Annotated in this window: 17 protein-coding genes and 3 pseudogenes; 11 read left to right on the forward strand and 9 right to left on the reverse strand. The window is 62.1% G+C overall.

The genetic code is table 11. From position 1 onward, the window contains the following. Positions 1-100 precede the first annotated feature (100 nt). Positions 101-1,951: an alkyl/aryl-sulfatase gene (locus ACIPZG_RS10360; protein ID WP_400713111.1), complete on the reverse strand. Its 1,851-nt coding sequence runs from the start codon at positions 1,949-1,951 to the stop codon at positions 101-103. 429 nt (positions 1,952-2,380) lie between these two features. Further along, a pseudogene (locus ACIPZG_RS10365) lies at positions 2,381-3,425 on the reverse strand (hypothetical protein). Between the two features lie 175 nt (positions 3,426-3,600). On the opposite strand from ACIPZG_RS10365, the pseudogene ACIPZG_RS10370 reads away from it, so the two are divergent. Then, positions 3,601-3,795: pseudogene (locus tag ACIPZG_RS10370) on the forward strand (paraquat-inducible protein A); the annotation flags it as partial. 33 nt (positions 3,796-3,828) lie between these two features. On the opposite strand, the pseudogene ACIPZG_RS10375 reads toward ACIPZG_RS10370, so the two are convergent. Both ACIPZG_RS10375 and ACIPZG_RS10380 read right to left on the reverse strand, forming a co-directional pair. Next, a pseudogene (locus ACIPZG_RS10375) lies at positions 3,829-4,002 on the reverse strand (transposase); the annotation flags it as partial. Positions 4,003-4,174: 172 nt separating this feature from the next. Next, on the reverse strand, positions 4,175-5,341 hold the full coding sequence (locus ACIPZG_RS10380; protein ID WP_400713114.1) for an MFS transporter: 1,167 nt from the start codon (positions 5,339-5,341) through the stop codon (positions 4,175-4,177). 95 nt (positions 5,342-5,436) lie between these two features. On the opposite strand from ACIPZG_RS10380, the gene ACIPZG_RS10385 reads away from it, so the two are divergent. Together ACIPZG_RS10385 and ACIPZG_RS10390 are read left to right on the forward strand one after the other, a co-directional pair. After that, the gene (locus ACIPZG_RS10385; protein WP_400713117.1) at positions 5,437-6,363 is read left to right on the forward strand and encodes a LysR family transcriptional regulator; all 927 of its coding nucleotides are present in this window, start codon (positions 5,437-5,439) and stop codon (positions 6,361-6,363) included. Between the two features lie 98 nt (positions 6,364-6,461). After that, positions 6,462-7,148, forward strand: coding sequence for a type 1 glutamine amidotransferase domain-containing protein (locus tag ACIPZG_RS10390; protein ID WP_400713120.1), 687 nt, complete (start codon positions 6,462-6,464; stop codon positions 7,146-7,148). 26 nt (positions 7,149-7,174) lie between these two features. Here ACIPZG_RS10390 and ACIPZG_RS10395 read toward each other — a convergent pair whose 3' ends face one another. After that, positions 7,175-8,074, reverse strand: a complete 900-nt coding sequence (locus tag ACIPZG_RS10395; protein WP_400639798.1) for a LysR substrate-binding domain-containing protein — start codon at positions 8,072-8,074, stop codon at positions 7,175-7,177. A 122-nt stretch (positions 8,075-8,196) separates the two neighbouring features. On the opposite strand from ACIPZG_RS10395, the gene ACIPZG_RS10400 reads away from it, so the two are divergent. Then, entirely contained in the window at positions 8,197-9,531 is a 1,335-nt protein-coding gene (locus ACIPZG_RS10400) for a serine hydrolase domain-containing protein (protein WP_400713123.1), read from the forward strand. A 228-nt stretch (positions 9,532-9,759) separates the two neighbouring features. Here the strand turns inward: ACIPZG_RS10400 and ACIPZG_RS10405 are convergent, their stop codons facing one another. From ACIPZG_RS10405 to ACIPZG_RS10415, 3 genes are all read right to left on the reverse strand, one after another. After that, entirely contained in the window at positions 9,760-11,613 is a 1,854-nt protein-coding gene (locus tag ACIPZG_RS10405; RefSeq protein WP_400713126.1) for an ABC transporter ATP-binding protein, read from the reverse strand. A 17-nt stretch (positions 11,614-11,630) separates the two neighbouring features. Beyond that, positions 11,631-13,094 carry an MFS transporter gene (locus tag ACIPZG_RS10410; RefSeq protein ID WP_400713129.1) on the reverse strand — a complete coding sequence of 488 codons (1,464 nt, stop codon included), beginning with the start codon at positions 13,092-13,094 and terminating at the stop codon, positions 11,631-11,633. Between the two features lie 66 nt (positions 13,095-13,160). After that, complete coding sequence (locus ACIPZG_RS10415) at positions 13,161-13,661, reverse strand: DUF4142 domain-containing protein (protein WP_400713131.1); 501 nt, start codon at positions 13,659-13,661, stop codon at positions 13,161-13,163. A 321-nt stretch (positions 13,662-13,982) separates the two neighbouring features. On the opposite strand from ACIPZG_RS10415, the gene ACIPZG_RS10420 reads away from it, so the two are divergent. From ACIPZG_RS10420 to ACIPZG_RS10430, 3 genes are read left to right on the forward strand one after another with little or no spacing between them, the layout of a single operon-like run. Next, entirely contained in the window at positions 13,983-15,317 is a 1,335-nt protein-coding gene (locus ACIPZG_RS10420) for an iron-containing redox enzyme family protein (RefSeq protein WP_400713134.1), read from the forward strand. Continuing rightward, positions 15,317-16,270, forward strand: coding sequence for a methyltransferase (locus ACIPZG_RS10425; RefSeq protein ID WP_400713137.1), 954 nt, complete (start codon positions 15,317-15,319; stop codon positions 16,268-16,270). The genes ACIPZG_RS10420 and ACIPZG_RS10425 overlap by 1 nt, the downstream gene beginning before the upstream one ends. Before the next feature lie 7 nt (positions 16,271-16,277). Next, positions 16,278-17,393 carry a carboxylate-amine ligase gene (locus ACIPZG_RS10430; RefSeq protein ID WP_400713306.1) on the forward strand — a complete coding sequence of 372 codons (1,116 nt, stop codon included), beginning with the start codon at positions 16,278-16,280 and terminating at the stop codon, positions 17,391-17,393. Between the two features lie 32 nt (positions 17,394-17,425). Here the strand turns inward: ACIPZG_RS10430 and ACIPZG_RS10435 are convergent, their stop codons facing one another. Further along, a complete protein-coding gene (locus tag ACIPZG_RS10435; protein WP_400713140.1) occupies positions 17,426-17,911 on the reverse strand; it encodes a hypothetical protein in 486 nt (161 codons plus the stop codon). Between the two features lie 230 nt (positions 17,912-18,141). Between ACIPZG_RS10435 and ACIPZG_RS10440 the strand changes: the two genes are divergently transcribed. From ACIPZG_RS10440 to ACIPZG_RS10455, 4 genes are all read left to right on the forward strand, one after another. Continuing rightward, positions 18,142-18,375 (forward strand): hypothetical protein, encoded by a 234-nt coding sequence (locus ACIPZG_RS10440; protein ID WP_400713143.1) that lies wholly within the window; start codon positions 18,142-18,144, stop codon positions 18,373-18,375. A gap of 313 nt (positions 18,376-18,688) precedes the next feature. Further along, the gene (locus tag ACIPZG_RS10445) at positions 18,689-18,931 is read left to right on the forward strand and encodes a hypothetical protein (RefSeq protein WP_400713146.1); all 243 of its coding nucleotides are present in this window, start codon (positions 18,689-18,691) and stop codon (positions 18,929-18,931) included. A gap of 94 nt (positions 18,932-19,025) precedes the next feature. After that, positions 19,026-19,289, forward strand: a complete 264-nt coding sequence (locus tag ACIPZG_RS10450) for a DUF3077 domain-containing protein (RefSeq protein ID WP_400713149.1) — start codon at positions 19,026-19,028, stop codon at positions 19,287-19,289. A gap of 347 nt (positions 19,290-19,636) precedes the next feature. Continuing rightward, positions 19,637-19,909: a PepSY domain-containing protein gene (locus ACIPZG_RS10455; RefSeq protein WP_008094514.1), complete on the forward strand. Its 273-nt coding sequence runs from the start codon at positions 19,637-19,639 to the stop codon at positions 19,907-19,909. Positions 19,910-19,916: the final 7 nt, after the last annotated feature.

A 19,916-nucleotide genomic window follows, 5' to 3' on the forward strand; every position in this document is an offset into this window, starting at 1 on the left:
AAAGAGTCGCGAGGGCTGGCTAGAGCCTCACGTACCGAACGAGGCAAGGCTTCGAGTTACGTCGAAAGCCTTGCCTACGTCCGCTAACGCCGGTGAGCCATCAAGGTGTGACGATCGGGAACCAGAAGTCGAAGGTGTCCATGTAGCTCATCAGCTCTTCGAGCTTGCCCTCGTTGCCGTTGATCTTCACGTCGCCTTTGCTGACCGCGTCCTTGAGCGTGGTCTGCTTGAGCATGATGTTGTTCAAGGTGTCACGGGTCAGGGTGATGGTCGCGTCGGCGTCCTTGGCTTGCATGCCTTCGGTGTGGTTGAGTACACCGTTGACCATCTCCAGCGTGTACTTCTGTTTCAGGTCAGTGAAGTCCAGGTTGAGGGTGATGTGCTTGTCGCCCACCTCAGGCCCTTTCAGGCGCATGGCCAGGAAGTCGAAGAACAGGTCCAGGTCCATCGCCTTGACGGTGTCGGGGCTGGCGGTGTCTGGCGTTGGCAGTTTCTGCACGCCATTGCGCAGTTCCTGGGCACCGGTCAGGTAGAAGTTGCGCCATGGGCCGCTCTCGGCCTGGTAGCCCAATTGCTCCAACGTGTCGGCCTGCAGGTTCTTCGCCGCCTGGTTGTTCGGATCGGCGAAGACCACGTGGTTGACCACCTCCGCCACCCAGCGGTAGTCACCCTTGTCGTAGTACTCCTTGGCCTTTTTCAGTACAGCGTCGGCGCCACCCATCATGTCGACGTAGCGCTTGGCCTGCTCATCCGGCGGCAGCTCCCACAAGGTGGCAGGGTTGCCGATGAACCAGCCCAGGTGCAGTACGTAGGTGGCCTTGACGTTGTGGTTGAGCGAGCCGTAGTAGCCACGGTTGGAGAAACGGTTGGCGATCGACGGCGGCAGTTTCACCTGCTCGGCGATCTCGGTCATGGTGTAGCCCTTGTTGGCCAGGCGCAGGGTTTCGTCGTTGATGTAGCGGTACATGTCACGCTGCGACGACAGCTGATCCTTCACTTCCTTGTTGCCCCAGACCGGCCAGTGGTGCATGGCGTACATCACCTGGACGTCGTCACCCCACATTTTCAGCGCTTCGTTGAGGTACTTGGACCACGGCAGCGGCTCGCGGATTTTCGCACCTCGCAGCGAGTAGGTGTTGTGCAGGGTGTGGGTGGAGTCTTCGGCCGTGTTCAGGGCCTTTTTCTCCTTGATGTAGTAGAGCATCTCGGCCGGCGCCTCACTGCCCGGCGCATAGAGGAACTCGTAGGTCAGGCCGTCGATCACGTGCTTCTCGCCGGTCTTCTCGATGATGTCGGTCGGCGGGATCAGGGTCACGGTGCCGGCCGAGGTGGTGGTCCCCAGGCCCGCACCGAGCTGGCCTTTATCATTCGGCGGCAGCAGGTTGCCGTACATGTAGCTTGCACGCCGGCTCATGGCGGTACCGGCCATCACGTTCTCGGCCACGGCGTGTTCGAGGAAGCCCTTGGGCGCGTAGACCTTGACCTTGCCAGCCTTGACGTCCTCTTCGTTGATCACGCCGCGCACGCCACCGTAGTGGTCGACATGGCTGTGGGTATAGATCACGGCGACTACGGGCTTTTTCGGCCGGTGCTTGTAATACAGATCGAGCGCTGCTTTGGCCGTTTCGCTGGAAATCAGCGGGTCGAAGATGGTGATACCTTCTTTACCCTCGACGATGGTCATGTTGGACAGGTCGTAGTTGCGCACCTGGTAGATGCCATCGGTCACTTCGAACAAACCGGAAATATTGATCAGCTGCGACTGGCGCCACAGGCTGGGGTTGGTGCTGGCCGGGGCCGCTTCACCTTCCTTGATGAACCCGTACTTATTCGGGTCCCAGATCATGTTGCCGTTAGGGCCTTTGATCGGCTCCGAGGGTAACGGTGCGATAAAGCCTTTGTGGGCCAGTTCGAAAGAAGTCTTGTCGTTGAAAGGAAGCTCTTTGAGCAATGCGTCATTGGCCGCTTTGGTGGCATCTGTTGCCGGTTTTGGCGATTCGGCTGCCCACGCCTGTGTGGTGAACGCGATAGCACTCGCGAGGAGGAATGACGAACCCAGTTTCCAGAGAGAGGAAGGGTTTACAGTTGCTTTTTCGTATGTGCTCGGTCTTTTCGCAATCAACATCAGAAACTCCTTTTAAACGAATGCGCTGTGCCGGATAGGTAACTGCCAGCGAACGATTTTTACAGCGATAACAAGTAGTCACGTCCCAATGACTAAACGAGTGAGTACTCTCTTTTCATGCCATGGCTAATCATGAATGAGACGCGAATCTACTCAATTGAATTTAAACATTAGACGACAAGCTCTGCGTTTCAAGTGTTAACTCTAAAAAAGGATTGAACCTTTGAGCTAAATCGGTTGTTTGGCATTTTGCCATCACGAAAGCGCTATAATGATCGGCCCGCAGACAGCTAGAAGCACATTGGACACGGCGTAACAGACCGTAAACCCCACCACAGGTGTATTGCTTCCAGATTGCTCGATGATTTTGTTCATCGAAGCGGCTTCGGTCTGAGCTCCCGCCAAGGCTCCGAGCAAGATCATGGGATGAAGGCCCAGAACGTCGCGTCCAAAGTAGAGCGTCACCAAGGGAGGGATCAGTGTGACCAATGCACCTGCCACTACTAGCGCGAGCCCCTGCTCCAGGATGGCCGCTAGCGCCGCAGGTCCGGCTAGTAGTCCTACCACTGCGCCAAATGCAGTCAGCCCGAATTCGGAGAATGCCCACTGCGCAGCCGGTGGTAGGGCACCTAGTTCCGGGTGTCGCGAGTTGTACCAACCGATCAATAGACCTGTCAGCAGGATTCCGCCGCCAATCCCCAGCTCGACTGGGATCATTCCGATGTGAGTCGAGAGCAAACCGAGCAGCGAGCCAAACACCAGGGCCAAGGCGTGAATGGCAATATCAGTGCGGTCGCTCGGTTTACGCTCACGCCCTAATTGAGCCGCTAATGCATCAACGCTTGTTGCACGTCCCGTCAGGCTGATCACATCGCCTCGACGCAGCACTGTTTCGGGCAAGAGCGGTAACGGCAGACCTTGGCGAGTGATATCCGTCAAGAAGCACCCCATGCGCTCGGAGCCGACAAGCGCCTTCTTCACCTGATGAGTGGTGCGGCCGGCCAATTGACGGTTGGTGAGCACGACGTCTCAACGTGCCGCGGTTCAGACTGCCGAAGAATTCCGGTCCGCTCTTAAAACCGACCGCGTAGATGAACAAGGCGAAGAACACTGCCTTCAGTTCATGGGGTACTTGCACACCGACTTGACCAATCAGCAACCCCATTAACAGGGCACCAGCGACGGAGCCCAAGTGAAAGGTCCCAATCTTCACGCGCCCCAACATGACCCCAGAAGCAATCGCCAAAAATAAAGCAATTTCCGGGTTGGCACGCAATGCGCCAACGGCAAGTTCCATCATCCCCTCCTGAATCCAGAATCTATTACCGAATTGATCCAGTACTGAGTATTCGAAAAATCCAGATGCGATAAGAGGTGTCATGAAATGTGCATCGGCTTCCTTCGAAGCGTATGCTTTATTGACGTCGATTGCCTGCTAAATGCCCCGTTTTGAGGCGCTGACGACTGACCCAAACATGACTCAGGTACACGAACTCATTATTTGCGAGTACTGCGATGCGGTATATCACCGCATTCCCTTGCAACGTCATCAGAGCGCCGAGTGCACCCGCTGCGGCGGCCTCCTTTATCGTCACACCAGCTTAAGTGTGGAACAGCGCTTGGCGCTGAGCGTGGCCGGTGGGGCGCTGCTGATTTTCGCCAATGCTTACAAACGCCGGCGCAGAACAGCATCGCAAGCCTAGTTCATCGTCTTGCTGACGCTGGTCTTGGGGTTTGCTGTAGAGCTTGATCCAGGCGTAGAGGCTGTGAACGGACATGCCCAGGCGCTGGGCAACATCAGCGACAGGCTTGCCTTTCTCGGTCACTTGCTTGACCGCTTCGATTTTGAATTCTTCGGGGTAACGCTGACGACTCATGGCACCTCCTATTTGGGCCTCATTATGAGGCTTGGAGGTGTCTATGAAACCAGGGGCGATTCAGTCAGTTTGGACCCAAAGCAGACATCTGGATGTTGGGGCGCTTCGCGGCCCATCGCCGGCAAGCCGGCTCCCACACCGTCCCTGCTGGCTCAGTACCGTTTGTGGCGGCCTATGACAGCGGGTTCGCCAGGGGTTGTGGCCGTGCACGCCAGGCCACAGTCATCAGCAGCCCTAGCCCCGCCATCGCTGCCCCTGCTACTGAAATCGCCGGATAACCCAACCCCGCATTGATCACCGCTCCACCCAACGCCGCCCCGATGGCATTGCCCAGGTTGAACGCACCAATGTTCACCGCAGACGCCAGGTTCGGCGCGTCCTTGGCAGCCTCCATCACACGCATCTGCAGCGGCGGCACCAGGGCGAAGCTGGCGGCGCCCCAGACCAGGATGGCCACGGCAGTCGGCAGCGGCCAGCCCAGCACCAGCGGGAACACCAGCAACACTGCAATCAGCACTGCCAGCGAGACGATCAAGGTGCGGTCAACCGAGCGGTCCGCTGCCTTGCCACCCCATACGTTACCCAAGGTCAGACCAACGCCGAACAGCACCAGCATGGCCGTGATGAACGTGGTCGAGGCCCCGGCTTCGCTGTGCAGGATGGGCGCGATATAGGTGAACACGGTGAACATGGCACTGGAGCCCACCACCGTCAGCGCCAGTGCCGACAGCACCGGCCCGCGCGCCAGCACACGGATCTCGGCCAGCGCGCCATCGCTGGCAGGCAGCTTCAGGTTGGGCAAGGCAAACCACAGCGCCGCCATCGTCAGCAAGCCAAGGCCGGCAATGCCCCAGAACGCAGTGCGCCAACCCATCAGTTCGCCGAACCAAGTAGCCATCGGCACGCCGCCAATGGTGGCCAGTGTAAGCCCCATGAACATCGCTGCCACGGCCCCGGCACGTTTTTCCGGCGGCACCAGGCTGGCCGCGACAATCGACCCTACGCCAAAGAACGCGCCATGGTTGAGCGAAGTGACTACCCGGGCGATGAGCAGGCTTGGGTAGTCGGTGGCCAGCGCCGACATCAGGTTGCCCAGGGTGAAAATCGCCATCAGCCCGATCAGCAGGTATCGCCGCGGGATCTTGCCGGTGGCCAGTGTCATCAATGGCGCGCCGATCAGCACGCCAATGGCGTAGGCGCTGACCAGCAGCCCAGCGGCAGGGATCGAAACGCCGAGATCGGCGGCGATACTGGGCAACATGCCCATGGGTGCGAACTCGGTGACACCGATGCCGAAGGCACCGACAGAGAGCGCGACGAGAGGTGGGTTGATACGCATGGCAAAGCTCCTAATCTGTGCCTGAAATGCTACGATTCGAGCTTTCAAAGCACTAGATCCCTTTTCTGGCAACCACCTTTGCGCAAGGGGCACAAATGGACTACAACGGGCGATCCGGCGAGATGGAGGTATTTGCCAAGGTGGTGGACGAAGGCAGCCTGTCGGCAGCCGCGCGTGCGCTAGGCCTGACACCGTCGGCCGTCAGCCGCATCATCGCCCGCACCGAGCAGCGCCTGGGCACCCGCCTGCTGTTGCGTACCACCCGTGCGATCACCCTGACGGCCGAGGGCGACGCCTACCTGCACGGCGCACGACGCATCCTCGCCGACATGATCGAAGTGGAAGAAGCCATCACCGACCAGGGCGTGCCGCGGGGTCGGCTGAGGGTCAGTGCCGCGCTTGGCCACGGCAGGCAAACCGTGGTCCCGCTGGTAGCCGCGTTTAGCGCCCTTTACCCACAAGTGCTGGTCGACCTGACACTGAGTGACGAGATCACCGATATCCTCGGCGGCCAGGCCGATGTCGCCTTGCGCTTCGGCCATCTGCCGGACAGCTCGCTGAGTGCACGCTTGATCGGCGACACCGGCGAAGTCATCGTTGCCTCGCCCGCGTACCTCGAACGCTGCGGCGCACCCCTGCAACCTGAAGACCTGGCCCGGCATAACTGCCTGCGTTTCAACTTCCGCCGTGCGATGGCCGAATGGCCGTTTGTTCGGGAGGGGCAGGCTTTTTCGCTGAAGGTGGCCGGCAATATCGAATGCAGCAGCGGCGAGGCGCTGGCGCAGATGGCCAAGGTTGGCGCCGGCATTGCACGGATCGGTACCTTCACCGTGGCCGATGAGCTGCGAAGCGGCGAACTGGTGCCGCTGCTGGAGGCTTTCAACCCGGGCGACCGGGAGCCGATCCACGCCGTGTTCGTCGGCGGCCCGGCGATGCCGGCGCGGGTGCGGGTGTTCGTGGATTTCATGGTGGCCAATCACCAGGGCTGGCCGACGCCGCCGTGCCAGGCGGCATCGGGCTAAAAACACGCCGGCGCAGGGAACGTCTGCCCTGCGGCGACCTCCCACAGTAATGCAGGGCGAGCGACGCGCTGCCATTCACACTTGGAGGACGGGCGCTGATGAAAAAGATCCTGATGGTGCTGACATCCCACGATCAGTTGGGTAATACCGGCAAGAAAACCGGCTTTTGGCTGGAAGAGTTCGCCGCCCCTTACTACGTGTTCATCGATGCCAACGCCGACGTCACCCTGGCCTCGCCCAAGGGCGGCCAGCCACCCCTGGACCCGAAGAGCGACGAGGACGACGCGCAGACCGATGCCACCCGGCGTTTTCGCGCTGACACCGAAGGGCAGATGGCGCTGGCCGACACGGTACCGCTGAGCGAAATCGACCCGTACAACTTCGATGCCGTGTTCTATCCCGGTGGCCATGGGCCGCTGTGGGACCTGGCCGAGGACCAAGATTCGAAAACGCTGCTGGAAGCTTTTTACGCCTCCAACAAGCCGATCGCCGCAGTCTGCCATGCACCTGGCGTGTTCAAGCAGGTCAATGCACCGGATGGCCATCCGGTGGTCAAGGGCAAGAAAGTGACCGGTTTCGCCAACAGCGAGGAAGACGCCGTCGGGCTGACCCAGGTGGTGCCGTTTCTGGTCGAGGACATGCTCAAAAGCAAAGGTGGCGAGTATTCCAAGGCTGCTGACTGGGCGAGTCATGTGGTCGAGGACGGCCATCTGATAACAGGGCAGAACCCTGCCTCGTCGGAGGGTGTGGCCAAGGCACTGCTCAAGCGGCTTTCGCGCGAGTAGCCAGCGTGCCATGCCGCTGAATGTGCTTACACCACGGCTGCGGGGTAAGTGTCGCGCAGGCTCGCCCGCAGCCACTCGATGAACCACAGCGCATCGTCACTTAGCATCTGTGAAGGCGCGAGCACCTGGTAGCTCTCCAGCGGCACGCCCTGCGCCACACAGCGCACCAGGCTCCCCGCCTGCAGTTCGCGCCCGACCAGTACGTCGGTGGCCAAGGCAATCCCGTGCCCGCTCTGCGCCAGGTTCAGCACGATGTCGTTGCTCAGGTGCGATGCATCGGCCTTGGCCCTCACCCTGACGCCTTGGGCGGCGAACCAGCTGCTCCACCAGTTGCCGTCGTCGACATGGATCAGCTTGCAGCGGGGCAAGTCGCGAACGGACAAATGCTCGGGCAACTGCGCCCGGTAGGCCGGGGAGCACACGGCAAACACTTCGGGGCGGATCAACACCTCGCGAACGCCAGACAACTCCCCGGGCAAGCCGTAGGCGATGCCCAGGTCGGCCTGGCGAGCATCGACGCTGGTGAAGGTGGCGTTGGGTTCGATGGCGATCTTCAGCTCCGGCCGCAGCGCACGCAGTACCTCGATGTGCGGCGTCAGCCAGCGCGAAGCGAACGCCGGCACACACAGGATGCGCAACCAGCGCTCGGCACTGCGCCGCCCGCAGCGCATGCCGGCGTCTGCCAGCAGCTGCAGCGACTCGGACACCGCCTGGTAATAGTGGGCACCGTCCTGGGTCAGGCTGACGCCCCGTGGTGAACGGTCGAGCAGGCGCACGCCCAGCCAGTCTTCGAGGATTTTCACATGCCGGCCAATCGCCGGCTGGGTGACGTGCAACGCGCGGGCCGCCGCAACGTAACTGCCCAAACGCGCTGCCGCCTCGAAGGCGCGCACGGCATTCAGCGGAGGGAGCCGGTCAATCGCCATGGGGTGAACATCCTAAGCTGTCAGTTTTTTTAATAGCGGCGGAAAATTTATTGTGCTTTTCCGCTCCCCGCAAGTTCTCGACACTCGCAAGGCGTACTTCCACGCCCTACGAGGAGCCGCCCATGCTGGCGATACCAACAATAAAACGATCGTTCACCGTGCTGTCCGTGCTGGCTGCCATGACCGGCGCGGCGCATGCCGACGACGCCAAGGGGCCGTGCGGCGTGCCCGGGCTGCAGACGTGCCCGCAACCCTTCGACAAAGTGCTGCCCGCGCCCAAGGACATGCTCACCTGGGACCAGGCAACCCGCGTGGTAGGTTTTCGCAACACCTACCGCCTGTACGGCGGTGACGTCTTCAGCACCCACGGCGCCAAGCCGTACCCGCTGCCTGCAGCCGACCACACCCTCGCCGATGTGCGCTACACCCTGGAGGGCAAGCCCCAGGGCCTTGCCGACTACCTGCACAACCAGAGCGTGACCGGCCTGCTGGTGCTCAAGGATGGCAAGGTGGCCTACGAGCACTATGCGCAAGGCAACACCGCGCAAACGCTGTGGACGTCACGCTCGGTGGCCAAGTCGGTGGTCAGCGTGCTGGTGGGCGTGGCCATCAAGGAAGGCAAGATCAAGTCGGTGGACGACAAGATCACCCAGTACGTCCCCGAACTCAAAGGCAGCGCCTGGGAAGACGTGACGCTGCACCAGCTGATGCAGCACACCTCCGGGGTGGTCTGGGACGAGAACTACGCGTCGAAGGATTCCGACTTCTCGCACATGACCCAGTGCGAAGCCAAGCCCGACCCGTACCAGTGCGTGCTCAACCTGGTGCGCTCGGTGAAGCGCAAGCCGGGGGTCAAGCCTGGCGAGGTCTGGTCGTACAACACCGGCGGCGCCTGGCTGGTGGGCCGCGTGCTGGAAAACGCTACCGGCCAGACCCTCGCCAAATACCTGGAGAAGCAGGTCTGGAGCCGCTATGGCATGCAGCAGGACGGTGTGTGGCACGCGCTGGTGCCCGGCAAGGTCGACATGGGCGGCCACGGTTTCAACGCCACCCTGCGCGACTGGGGCCGCTTCGGCCAGTTCGTGCTGAGCGGCGGCCAGTTGCCGAGCGGTGAAAAGCTGCTGCCGGATGACTGGATTGCGCGCTCCACGCACTGGACCCAGGCCAAAGGCTCGGTGACCGCCGCCGCGCCGAACGGGCAATACGGCTACCAGTGGTGGTACAACGCGCCCGCCCCGGATGCCAAGGCCGAGCCGAAGCAAACGGCGAACAGCGGCCAGACGTTCTGGGCGCTGGGGATCTTCGGCCAGACCATTGCCATCAACCCGGCCGAGCACCTGGTGGTGGTGCAGTGGTCGACTTGGAAGAACGCCGAAACGCCGAGTTCGTTGTATGACGAACAGGCGGTGTTCGTGAATGCCGTGGCCGAGGCGTTGGACCGTGGCCAGGCGAAGTAAGCTGCGCTTTTGCGTATAGAACAAAGGGTGTACATGCGCCGCTGAAGTCGTGGGAGCCGGCTTGCCGGCGATGCAGGCGTCATCATTGGATGGCACCGGCTTCGCCGGTGATCGCCGGCAAGCCGGCTCCCACACAATCCCCGCGGCCGAAGCTTGTGACAGGGCCATGAACGAAATGTGGGAGCCGGCTTGCCGGCGATCGAGGGCAATGCCCTCGCTCGAGCAGGCCTATTCCATTGCCTGAGCCAGTCCCTGATCCTCGCCCAGAAAGCCCCCACTCTGATGCTCCCACAGCCGCGCATAGGTGCCGTTCCTGGCCAGCAACTCACTGTGCGTGCCCTGTTCGATGATGCGCCCTTCATCCATCACGATCAGCCGGTCCATGGCCGCGATGGTGGAGAGCCGATGGGCGATGGCGATCACGGTCTTCCCTTGCATCATCTCGTCGAGGCTTTCCTGAATGGCCACTTCGACTTCCGAGTCCAGCGCGCTGGTGGCTTCGTCCAGCAACAGGATCGGCGCATTCTTGAGCATCACCCGTGCAATGGCGATGCGTTGGCGCTGGCCGCCGGACAGCTTGATGCCGCGCTCGCCCACCAGGGTGTCATAGCCGCTATGGCCCTGGCGGTCACTCAGCTGCTGGATGAACCCGTCGGCCTGGGCATTGACCGCGGCGCTGCGGATTTGCGCATCGCTCGCCTCGGGGCGACCGTAGGCGATGTTGTCGCGGATGGAGCGGTGCAGCAGGGAGGTATCCTGGGTCACCATGCCGATGGCACTGCGCAGGCTGTCTTGGGTCACCTTGGCGACGTTCTGCCCGTCGATGCGGATGGTGCCGCCGTCGACGTCGTAGAAGCGCAGCAGCAGGTTGATCAACGTCGACTTGCCAGCACCGGAACGGCCCACCAGCCCGACTTTCTCACCGGGTCGGATGTGCAGGTTCAGCCCATCGAGCACCTGGCGCTCACCGTTGTAGTTGAAACTGACATTGTCGAAGCTCACGGCGCCGCCGGATGTCACCAGAGCCCCGGCGTTCGGCGCATCCTGCACCTTGGGGCCACGGGTCAGGGTAGCCATGCCATCCTGCACGGTGCCGATGTTCTCGAACAACGAGGTCATCTGCCACATGATCCAGTGCGACATGCCATTGATGCGCAAGGCCATGGCGGTGATCGCCGCCACCGCACCGGTGCCCACCTCGCCCTGGTGCCACAGCCACAAGGCATAGCCACCTGCACCCAGGATCAGGCCGACCACCAGTGCCTGGTTGACGATCTCGAACTGGCTGACCAGGCGCATCTGACGAAAGCCGGTCTGTTTGAAATCCTCCATCGCCGCACGGGCAAAATGCGCCTCGCGCTTGGAGTGGGAGAACAGCTTCACGGTGGTGATGTTGGTATAGGCATCGGAGATGCGCCCGGTCATCGACGAGCGCGCGTGGGCCTGTTCTTGCCCGACCTTGCCCAGGCGCGGCACGAAGTACAGCATGGCCAGGCCGAACAGCGCGAGCCAGGCAATGAACGGCAGCATCAGCTTCAGGGCGAAACCGCCGGCCAGGGCGATGATCGCGATGAAGTACACGCCAATGCCGGGGACGATCTCGATGACCGTGAACAGCACCTCGCGCACGGCCAGCGCGGTCTGCATCACCTTGGTGGTGACCCGGCCGGAGAACTCATCGGAAAAGAACGACAGGCTTTGGCGCAGCATCAGGCGGTGGAAGTCCCAGCGCAAGCGCAGCGGCAGGTTGATCGCCAATACCTGGTGTTGCATCAGGGTGCGCAGGGCCACCAGCGCGATGCTGGCCAGCAGCACCAGGCCGATACTCCACAGCACGCGGCTTTCCTCGCCGCTCACCCCGCCGCCGGTCTGCCAGGTCGAGAGCAGGTCGACGACCTGGCCGAGGAAGGAGAACAGCCAGGCTTCGTAGATCGACACACCGGCGCTGAACAGCGCCAGCGCGAGGATGTAGCCGCGGGCTCCCCGCGTGCAGGCCCAGAGGAAGCGCAGCAGGCCGACCGGGGGTGGCGGGGCTTCATCGGGCGGGAATGGGTCGAGCCATCGTTCGAACACGCGCAGCATGGTAAATCCCCTAATGGTCAAGTATCGCCGAGTTGCGACAGCGGCCTGGCCACCTGCTCCAGTGACCGCCGCTCGGCCGCCACGCCCCACAGCGCCTGGGCCAGCGCGGCGATGATCATCAGCGCCGCGCCTATCAGATAACCATACAGCACATTCAGGCGCTCGCCGGTTTCGATCAGCGCGCCGAACAGGGTGGGACCGATCAAGCCGCCCAACCCGGTACCGAAGGCATAGAACACCGCGATGGCCAGGGCGCGAATTTCCAAGGGGAAGGTTTCCGCCACGGTCAGGTAGGCGGAGCTTGCCGCCGCCGAGGCAAAGAAGAAGATCACCATCCAGGCGAGGGTTTGCTGGGTCACGTCGATCAATTGCTGCTGGAACAGGTAACCACTGACGACCAGCAGCACCCCGGACAGCAGGTAGGTGGCGCTGATCATGATGCGTCGGCCAAGCACGTCGAACAATCGCCCGAGCAGCAGTGGCCCACAGAAATTGCCCAGGGCGAAGGGCAGTACGTACCAGCCCACCTGGGCCGATGGCACGCCATAGAAATCGGTCAGCACCAGCGCGTAGGTGAAGAAGATCGCGTTGTAGAAGAACGCCTGGGCGGTCAGCAAGGTCAGTCCTACCAGCGCCCGTTGCCGGTGCACCACGAACAGGCTGCGCCACACTTCGGCCAGCGGTGTGTGGTCGCGGGCGTGCAGACGCAGAGCAGGGGCTTGCAGCGGCGGTATGGCGATGCCGCGGTGATGGTAGTGCTGCTCGATGGCGGTGACGATGCGCTCCGCCTCTTCAGGGCGGTTGTGGATCACCAGCCAACGCGGGCTTTCTGGTATCCACAGGCGCATCAGCACAATCACCAGGCCGAGCAGCGCGCCGATGCCGAAGCACAGGCGCCAGCCCAGTTCGCCGCCGGCCACTGCCGGATTCAGCAGAACCACCGCGCCCACCGCACCGAGCGCCGCGCCGAGCCAGAACGTGCCGTTGATGGTCAGGTCGACCCAGCCACGCAGGCGTGCCGGGGTGAATTCCTGGAGGGTCGAGTTGATTGTCGTGTATTCGCCGCCGATACCGGCGCCGGTAAGAAAGCGAAACAGCAAAAAGCTCCAGACATCCCACGAGAACGCCGTGGCCGCGGTGGCGCCGATGTACAGGAACAGTGTGATGAAGAACAGCTTGCGCCGCCCCAGACGGTCGGTCAGCCAGCCGAACAACAGCGCGCCGAGCACGGCCCCGGCGATGTAGGTAGCGCCTGCAATGCCAATGTCGGTGTTGCTCATGGCCAGCGTCGGGCTTGCCTTCAAGGCCCCGGCCAGGGAGCCGGCCAGGGTGACCTCCAGGCCATCGAGCAGCCAGGTAATGCCCAGCGCAGTGACCAGCAAGGTGTGAAAGCGCGTCCAGGGCAGCCGGTCGAGACGGGCGGGGATATCGGTGCAGTAGCTGCGTGTTTGTGTCGGTGCGCCGGTGGGGTGCGTGGTCATGGAGGGGCCTGTTCACGAGCAGGGGGGCCGCAACGCGGCCCCCTGACTTTCATCTGTCGTACGCGTTTACTTGCCGTGTTTGGCCTGCAGTGCCTTGGCCTGTTCAAGGTGGTGCTGGAGCGTCGGCAAGGCATCACTGGCGAATGCCTTCAGCTCAGGCTTGTCGGAGGACGTGGCCTCTTTCTGGAACAGCTCCACTGCCTTCTCGTGGGCATCGACCTGGTTGTTGACGTAGGCCTTGTCGAACGACTCTTCACGCCATTCGAGGATCATCTTCTTGACCTTGTCGGTCAGCGCCGCTTCGTCGGGCACGCTGATGTCCAGCTTGCGGGCGATATCCCCGAGCTTCTGGTTGGCCTTGGTGTGGTCGGTGACCATCTGCTGTGCGAACTGCTTGATGTCGGCGCTCTGGGATTTTTCCTGAGCCAGGTTGCTGGTCACCACTTCGGCGATCCCTGCCTCGGTGGCGGCATCGACGAAATCATCGGAGCTTGCGGCCTGTACGTGGAAGGAAGCCATGCTCACCAACAGCGTAGCGCCGGCGAGTTTCAGAAATGGATTGCTCATCGTTCACTCCTTCGTTTCAGGGGCGCGACCTCAGTGTCGCAATCGGTTGAGCCGCGCCAGCCCGCAAAGGTTTACTTTTTTTCGCGAGCACCGTTGGTCCCCCCGTGGGCCATGCCGATCGAATCCGGGAGCAACTGTCTTACTCCAAATCTGTAAATCAGCCCAAATCCCCTGTGGGAGCCGGCTTGCCGGCGATGAGGCCAAGGCAGGCAAAAGCAGGTCGGTGTGTCTGCTCGGGCCCTATCGCCGGCAAGCCGGCTCCCACAAGGTGGCTGCGACAAACTTTCAATGGGTCGTGCAGTTCCACGCGAGGTGCCCGGTATGACGGTGATGCGCCCTGTAACCCACCGCCAGCTCAGTCAGCTGGCGGATGATGACCCACAATCGCGCTACCAGGTCATGCTGCAAGGCCCGGATGCCGAAGGCCGGGAGTGGCTTGCCAGGCAGTTGCGCCGTACCGAGGTGATGACCGACGACCTGCCCGATACGCCCGAGGCGCTCGCACAATGGGCGCACGCCCACGCCGCCAAAGTGGCCCACGAGCATACGGCCTACCTGCAGCAACGCGCCGCTGGCGCGCCTCGGCGTTACTTCGCCAACCGCGCCCAGGCGCTCTGGTTTCTGCAGCAGGTCGCTCCCACCAAGCTAGTGGACGGCGCCTGGCTGCATGGCACCCTGCGCCACTGGCTCGACCCACGCTTTCACGGGTTGATCCGCACGTTTCTCGAAGAACTCGGCGACGGCGACCCACGTTGCAACCATGTGTTGATCTATCAACGCCTGCTGAGTCGTCTGGGCTGCGCACAGCTGCTGCCACTGGACCCCACGCGCTACCTGCAGGGTGCGTTGCAACTGGCGCTCGGGCAGTATGGCGAAGACTTCCTGCCCGAGGTGATTGGCTACAACCTGGGCTACGAACAGCCCCCGTTGCACCTGTTGATTACCGCCCACGAGCTCGCCGAACTCGGCATCGATGCCCATTACTTCCAGCTGCATGTCACCATCGACAACGCCGCCAGCGGCCATGCCCGACGCGCCCTGGAAAGCCTGCGCCTGCTGATGGCGGGGGAGGACGCTCAGGCCTTCTATGGCCGTGTCAGGCAGGGCTATCGCCTCAATGACCTGGGCACCGATACACCGTCGTTGATCGCGGGTTTCGACCTTGAAACCGAGCTGTTGGCAGCGCTTGAGCGCAAGCGGGTGTACGGCCAGTGCATGCATTCGGACCGTTGCCGCCTGCAAGGCCGCACCATCAACCAGTGGCTGGCCGAAGCCGGAGGGATGCCGGGTTTTCTCCGAGCCCTCGAAGCACAAGGCTGGGTGCGCCGCGGCGAAGACCCGTCGCACAGCCGTTTCTGGGCACTGATCGATGGTCCGGTGGCCGCCATGTTCGGGGTGTTCAATGCCTACGAGAAACAGCTCTGGCATGACTGGATCGCCCACGAGTGGCCGGGTGTGCAGTATCGGCGAGTGGCGCCAGGGCAGTGGGAGAACGAACTGGCGCTGGAAGAGGGTGCTGACAAGTCGCACGGCTCGCCCGATGTGGATCGATTGATTGCACGGATGTCCGCAGGTTGCCACGCGCAACCGGACGGCCTGCGCGCCACCCGCGACTACATCCGCGCCACGGGGCTTGCGCAGGGAGGGCCACGCTGATGTTGCTCGACCAACAGCAAACCCAGGCTGACCAAGCCCTGCTGCAACTGGGCCGGCGCCTGCGCGCCGATGGCTACCGTTTTACCTGCGTGACGCCGGCCACCCAGGCGCGGGTCAATGCCAGGCCCCAGGCGCAACAGGCTCATGACTTGCGCGACGTGTTCGGCTGGAGCCGGCCATTTTCGCCTTCATTGATCAGCACCGACGAGCTGCAGCAATTGACGGCGGCCGGCGTGCTGCAGGGGGAGGGCAATCTGCTGCGCAGCACCGTGCGTTGGTCCAGCCTCGACGACCTGCTGCTGACCCATTCGGCATGGCCTACCGACAGCAGCGATGCCGTGTTCTTCGGCCCGGACAGCTACCGTTTCGCCCAGGTCATCCGCGATCACCTGCAGCACCGCCTGCACCCTGTACAGCACGCGGTCGATATCGGTTGCGGCAGTGGCATCGGGGCGCTGCTGATCGCCCGTGCCGCGCCCCATGCGCAGGTCAGCGCGGTGGACATCAACCCCTTGGCCCTGCGCTATACCGCGATCAATGCGGCGCTGGCCGGGGTGGCCAATGTGTCGGTGGAGCCCAGTGACTTGCTGGCCGGAATCACTGGCACGTTCGACCTGATCGTGGCCAACCCGCCCTACATGCTCGATGCCAGCAAGCGCACCTATCGCCACGGCGGCGGCACATTGGGCGCTGAGCTGTCATTGCGCATCGTGGAGCAGGCGTGCCAGCGCCTGGACGCTGGCGGCACCTTGTTGTTGTACACCGGCGTTGCCATTGTCGAGGGCCGCGACGCATTGCTGGAAACGGTGCGCCAGCGCCTGCAGGGTTCGGCCTTCAGCTGGGTGTACCGGGAAGTGGACCCCGACGTGTTTGGCGAACAGCTGCTCGAACCCGGTTACCAACAGGTAGAGCGCATCGCGGCAGTCGCGCTGACCCTGACCCGCAATGGCTGAGCCTACGATGGCTGCAGCGTGCACGTTCGGCATCGAGGAGGAATACCTGCTGGTGGATCTTGCCAGCGGTCAGGTACAGGCCAGGCCATCGCAAGCGGTGGCCCGTTGTTGCCAGAAGGTGCTGGGCGAGCATTTTGCCGAAGAAATGTTCTGCAGCCAGATCGAGCTGGTTTCGCCGGTGTTCGACAACCTTCAACAGGCTCGCCATTTCTTCGCCGAACACCGCCTGCGCCTCAACGAGGCATTGGCTGAGGAGGGGCTGGGGCTGTATTGCGCCGCCAGCCACCCCAACGCGCCGTGGCGGCGCCAGCAGGCCCGCCGCACAGCACATTTCCGCCAGCTGTTCGACGACTATCAGGCGGTGGCCCAGCGCAGTCTGTTGTCGGGTCTGCATGTGCACGTAGGCGTGCCTGCGGGCTGCGACCGCATGCAGCTGATCAATCGTCTGCTGTACTGGCTGCCCTTGTTGCTGGTGCTCAGCACTTCGTCGCCCCTGTGGTGTGGCCAGGCCACGGGCTACCAGAGCTATCGCCGGGTGGTCTGTGGAGAGTGGCCGCACATGGGGCTGCCCGAGCCGCTGGTGGATTGGAACGCCTACCTGCGCTATCGCGCCCTGTTGCAACGCACCGGCGCGCTGGCCGTCGACGGAAACTTCTGGTGGGCAGTGCGACCCTCACGGCGCTTCCCAACGGTGGAACTGCGTATCTGCGATGCGTGCCCGCGGCTGGAAGACGGGTTGGCCATTGCCGGGCTGTTCCGCCACCTGGTCGAGCAGGCGCTGCACACCCGCGACGGTACGCGGCCGATGACTCGGGAACTGCGTTGGGTCACCCAGGAAAACTACTGGCGGGCTTATCGTTATGGGCGTGAGGGCACCTTCCTTGGTGTGCATGACGAGCAAGCGGTGAATGCCGCAGGGTGGCTGGCGCAGCTACAGGCGCTGCGGCCTCCCGTCACCGTGGATGCCGAGCGCTCGTTCAGGCACGCCGAACGCCTCTTGAGTGAAGGCACCAGCGCCGAGCGCCAGTTGGCACGCTTCGACCAGGCCCGTGCGCAAGGCCTGGACGTGCGCGGGGCGCTGCGCGCAGTGGTCGAGCAGGTGCTGCGGGACTCGGGGCATTGATCGACTCGTTTGCCCCGAAGAATGTAACCGCGTCAGGTGCGCAGGGCCTGGCGTGGTTTCGATTTGCCTTTCAACCCGTAGTAGGCACCCAGCATCAGCAGATAGCCCACCCACTTGTAAGGCAGCAACTTCACCATCAGGCCAGCGGCTGTCCAGTCGTCCCAAGAGTTGCCGCCGCCACCGAGAAACAAGGCCAATGTCAGCAGCTGGGTGAACACGACGTAGGCGCCACCGAACTTCAGCAGAAACAGGCATACGCGCTTGCGTTTGGCGCGGTATTCGGCCTCGCTGCCAGCACCGGACCGCACGCCACCCAGCACAGCCCCTACGACCAGTAGCCCAGCCGCACCGGACACGAGGGAGAGGAGGGTGGATGCCTCCTCCAGGTCTGCGTTACCGCCATGCAGATAGATGAAGTAACCCAAGTAAGCCAGATAAAGGGCGAAACCAATCTTGAAAGGACGGGACATCATCGCAAAGCCGATCAACGCAGCGACGATACCAATGAAAGCCAACATTCGGTTCTGCTCCTGCCCGTTCACTCGATGGTCAAGTGAAACGCCTTCTAGAGAATGCCGGCAGGATAGTGCCAATTTGCCATCATCACAAGAAGTCGCAGCCAAGCACCCCGAACTCGCGAGCGCCATAGGGCAAGTTCTGCGGCTGCCAGTCGGCAGGCAAATCTTTCATGAGCCGCCTTGAGTCTTTCAGATAGTCAGACTAATACTAAATGACTGCCGGAAGAGGGATGATCATGCAGACGCGCTTTGTTGTGGTTCCCGCCGTACCTAGCCAGAAAGAAATTTTTCCTCGACGTGTTGGTTTTCCCAGCGCGCTGGGCGAGGGCTACGACCTGTACGACACGCAAGACAAGGTGCGCCTGAGCCTGAATTATTCGACGCGCGCCGAGGCTGAGTTCGACTGTGCATGCCGCAATGGTTGCCAAGGGACGAATGAGTCGAGCGTTGCCGGGAATGGCTGAGGTGTTTTGCGCGGTAGAAAATCAGTTTTAACCTCTTTCTTGTAGGACATTTCCCAAACATACTTCGGCCGCCTTTTTTTCGTTGCGGCCGCTTGGACTGCGCTCTAGTCTCGGCGGGTCGTTGCATTTTGACGACACGGCTTTGACAGGCCGTAACGAGCACATTGCATGGCTTTGCCGTTTATGGCGGCTGTGCATGGGGCACGCTTGCGTGCGCCGGTTTCTGTGTTCGCCGGTCTGTCAACCTATGCACAGCTGCCACCCTTCTGTTTGACAGCAGGTAGGTGGTGGTCCCACCAAGAGCACAGTCAATATGTTGAAAATTGTCCCCGATCCACCGTACAACTCCCATTCCCTCGAAGACACCCTCATCCAGGCCACGGACTACGCCCTGTGTGCGCAGACCGTGATTCATCAGGCACTGCTGCTGCAGCCCAAATCACCGGCTTCGATTCTGATGATGGCGTCGATGCATGAAATGGAGGCGCTGCGGGTGATGCTTGAGTCGATGTTGATCCTGGTGCAGATGCCGGGTGAGCCTAGGACTTTGCACTAGGGCTCAAGTGATGTGTTGTCTGGGCTGGCCTCTTCGCGGGGCAAGCCCGCGAAGAGGCCAGCCCAGGCTGCGAGAATGTCAGGGAGATTGAACGATGAATACAGACGACACCCATTTCACTGTCGGCAAAACCACCTTCTTCCAGGGCGAAAACCAAACCCACCCCCTGTTCCGCATCGAGCCCGGCATCCCTTGTCAGAATGCCCGCGAACAGGCCTCGGAACTGATGGGTTATGTACGAGAACTGACCATCATCGGCCTGATGGACGAGAAACCCATGATGATCTGGGCAGCGCACTACCTGAGTGCCCTGGCCAAGGCACTGATGGATGATGCCGAGCTGGGCATGATGCACTGAGTGCTTTGTCGACCAGACTGGCCTCTTCGCGGGACAAGCCCGCGAAGAGGCCGGCCCAGGCAGTGAAAATTTCAAGGAGATCGAACAATGACCACAGACAACACCCATTTCACGGTCGGCAAAACCACCTTCTTCCAAGGCGAAAACTAGACCCACCCTGCACTGGCCTCATCGCCGGCAAGCCGGCTCCTACACCGACCTGTGGAGATCTTGAGGATTGTGCAGTACCTGTGGGAGCTGGCTTGCCAGCGATGAGGCCGGCGCAGCAGCCCGCCATGTTTCAAACTGAACTGCGCCACCGCAGCCTGAGTCGCATCCTTTGAACCCCGCAAAAAAGGATGTTGGCAATGAAAACCATGACTCGACTGTTCACCGGCCTGGCACTGGCAGGTGCATTGGGCGCCTCGATGGCCTGGGCCGATCAGCCCGGCGCCGATTGGACAGTGACCAAGGATCAGGCCGAAGCTGCCCTGAAGGGCGCTGGCTATACCCAGATCACCAAGATCGAAGCCGACGACGGCCATTGGGAAGGGGAGGGCATGAAGGCGGACGGCAAGCGCTACGAATTCCAGGTCGACCCGCACAAGGGCACGATCATCAAGGATGAACTCGATCGCTGAAGGCACG

This window comes from Pseudomonas sp. NPDC089395 (genome assembly GCF_044749525.1).
GTDB lineage: Bacteria > Pseudomonadota > Gammaproteobacteria > Pseudomonadales > Pseudomonadaceae > Aquipseudomonas.

Bases quoted from the DNA above. Each gene is read 5' to 3' on its own strand.
- ACIPZG_RS10435 (WP_400713140.1), bottom strand. From the start codon at position 17,911: ATGTTGGCTTTCATTGGTATCGTCGCTGCGTTGATCGGCTTTGCGATG.
- ACIPZG_RS10395 (WP_400639798.1), bottom strand. From the start codon at position 8,074: ATGGCGATTGACCGGCTCCCTCCGCTGAATGCCGTGCGCGCCTTCGAG.
- ACIPZG_RS10410 (WP_400713129.1), bottom strand. From the start codon at position 13,094: ATGACCACGCACCCCACCGGCGCACCGACACAAACACGCAGCTACTGC.
- ACIPZG_RS10415 (WP_400713131.1), bottom strand. From the start codon at position 13,661: ATGAGCAATCCATTTCTGAAACTCGCCGGCGCTACGCTGTTGGTGAGC.
- ACIPZG_RS10405 (WP_400713126.1), bottom strand. From the start codon at position 11,613: ATGCTGCGCGTGTTCGAACGATGGCTCGACCCATTCCCGCCCGATGAA.
- ACIPZG_RS10455 (WP_008094514.1), top strand. From the start codon at position 19,637: ATGAAAACCATGACTCGACTGTTCACCGGCCTGGCACTGGCAGGTGCA.
- ACIPZG_RS10440 (WP_400713143.1), top strand. From the start codon at position 18,142: ATGATCATGCAGACGCGCTTTGTTGTGGTTCCCGCCGTACCTAGCCAG.
- ACIPZG_RS10390 (WP_400713120.1), top strand. From the start codon at position 6,462: ATGAAAAAGATCCTGATGGTGCTGACATCCCACGATCAGTTGGGTAAT.
- ACIPZG_RS10425 (WP_400713137.1), top strand. From the start codon at position 15,317: ATGTTGCTCGACCAACAGCAAACCCAGGCTGACCAAGCCCTGCTGCAA.
- ACIPZG_RS10445 (WP_400713146.1), top strand. From the start codon at position 18,689: ATGTTGAAAATTGTCCCCGATCCACCGTACAACTCCCATTCCCTCGAA.
- ACIPZG_RS10400 (WP_400713123.1), top strand. From the start codon at position 8,197: ATGCTGGCGATACCAACAATAAAACGATCGTTCACCGTGCTGTCCGTG.
- ACIPZG_RS10450 (WP_400713149.1), top strand. From the start codon at position 19,026: ATGAATACAGACGACACCCATTTCACTGTCGGCAAAACCACCTTCTTC.
- ACIPZG_RS10420 (WP_400713134.1), top strand. From the start codon at position 13,983: ATGACGGTGATGCGCCCTGTAACCCACCGCCAGCTCAGTCAGCTGGCG.
- ACIPZG_RS10385 (WP_400713117.1), top strand. From the start codon at position 5,437: ATGGACTACAACGGGCGATCCGGCGAGATGGAGGTATTTGCCAAGGTG.
- ACIPZG_RS10380 (WP_400713114.1), bottom strand. From the start codon at position 5,341: ATGCGTATCAACCCACCTCTCGTCGCGCTCTCTGTCGGTGCCTTCGGC.
- ACIPZG_RS10430 (WP_400713306.1), top strand. From the start codon at position 16,278: ATGGCTGCAGCGTGCACGTTCGGCATCGAGGAGGAATACCTGCTGGTG.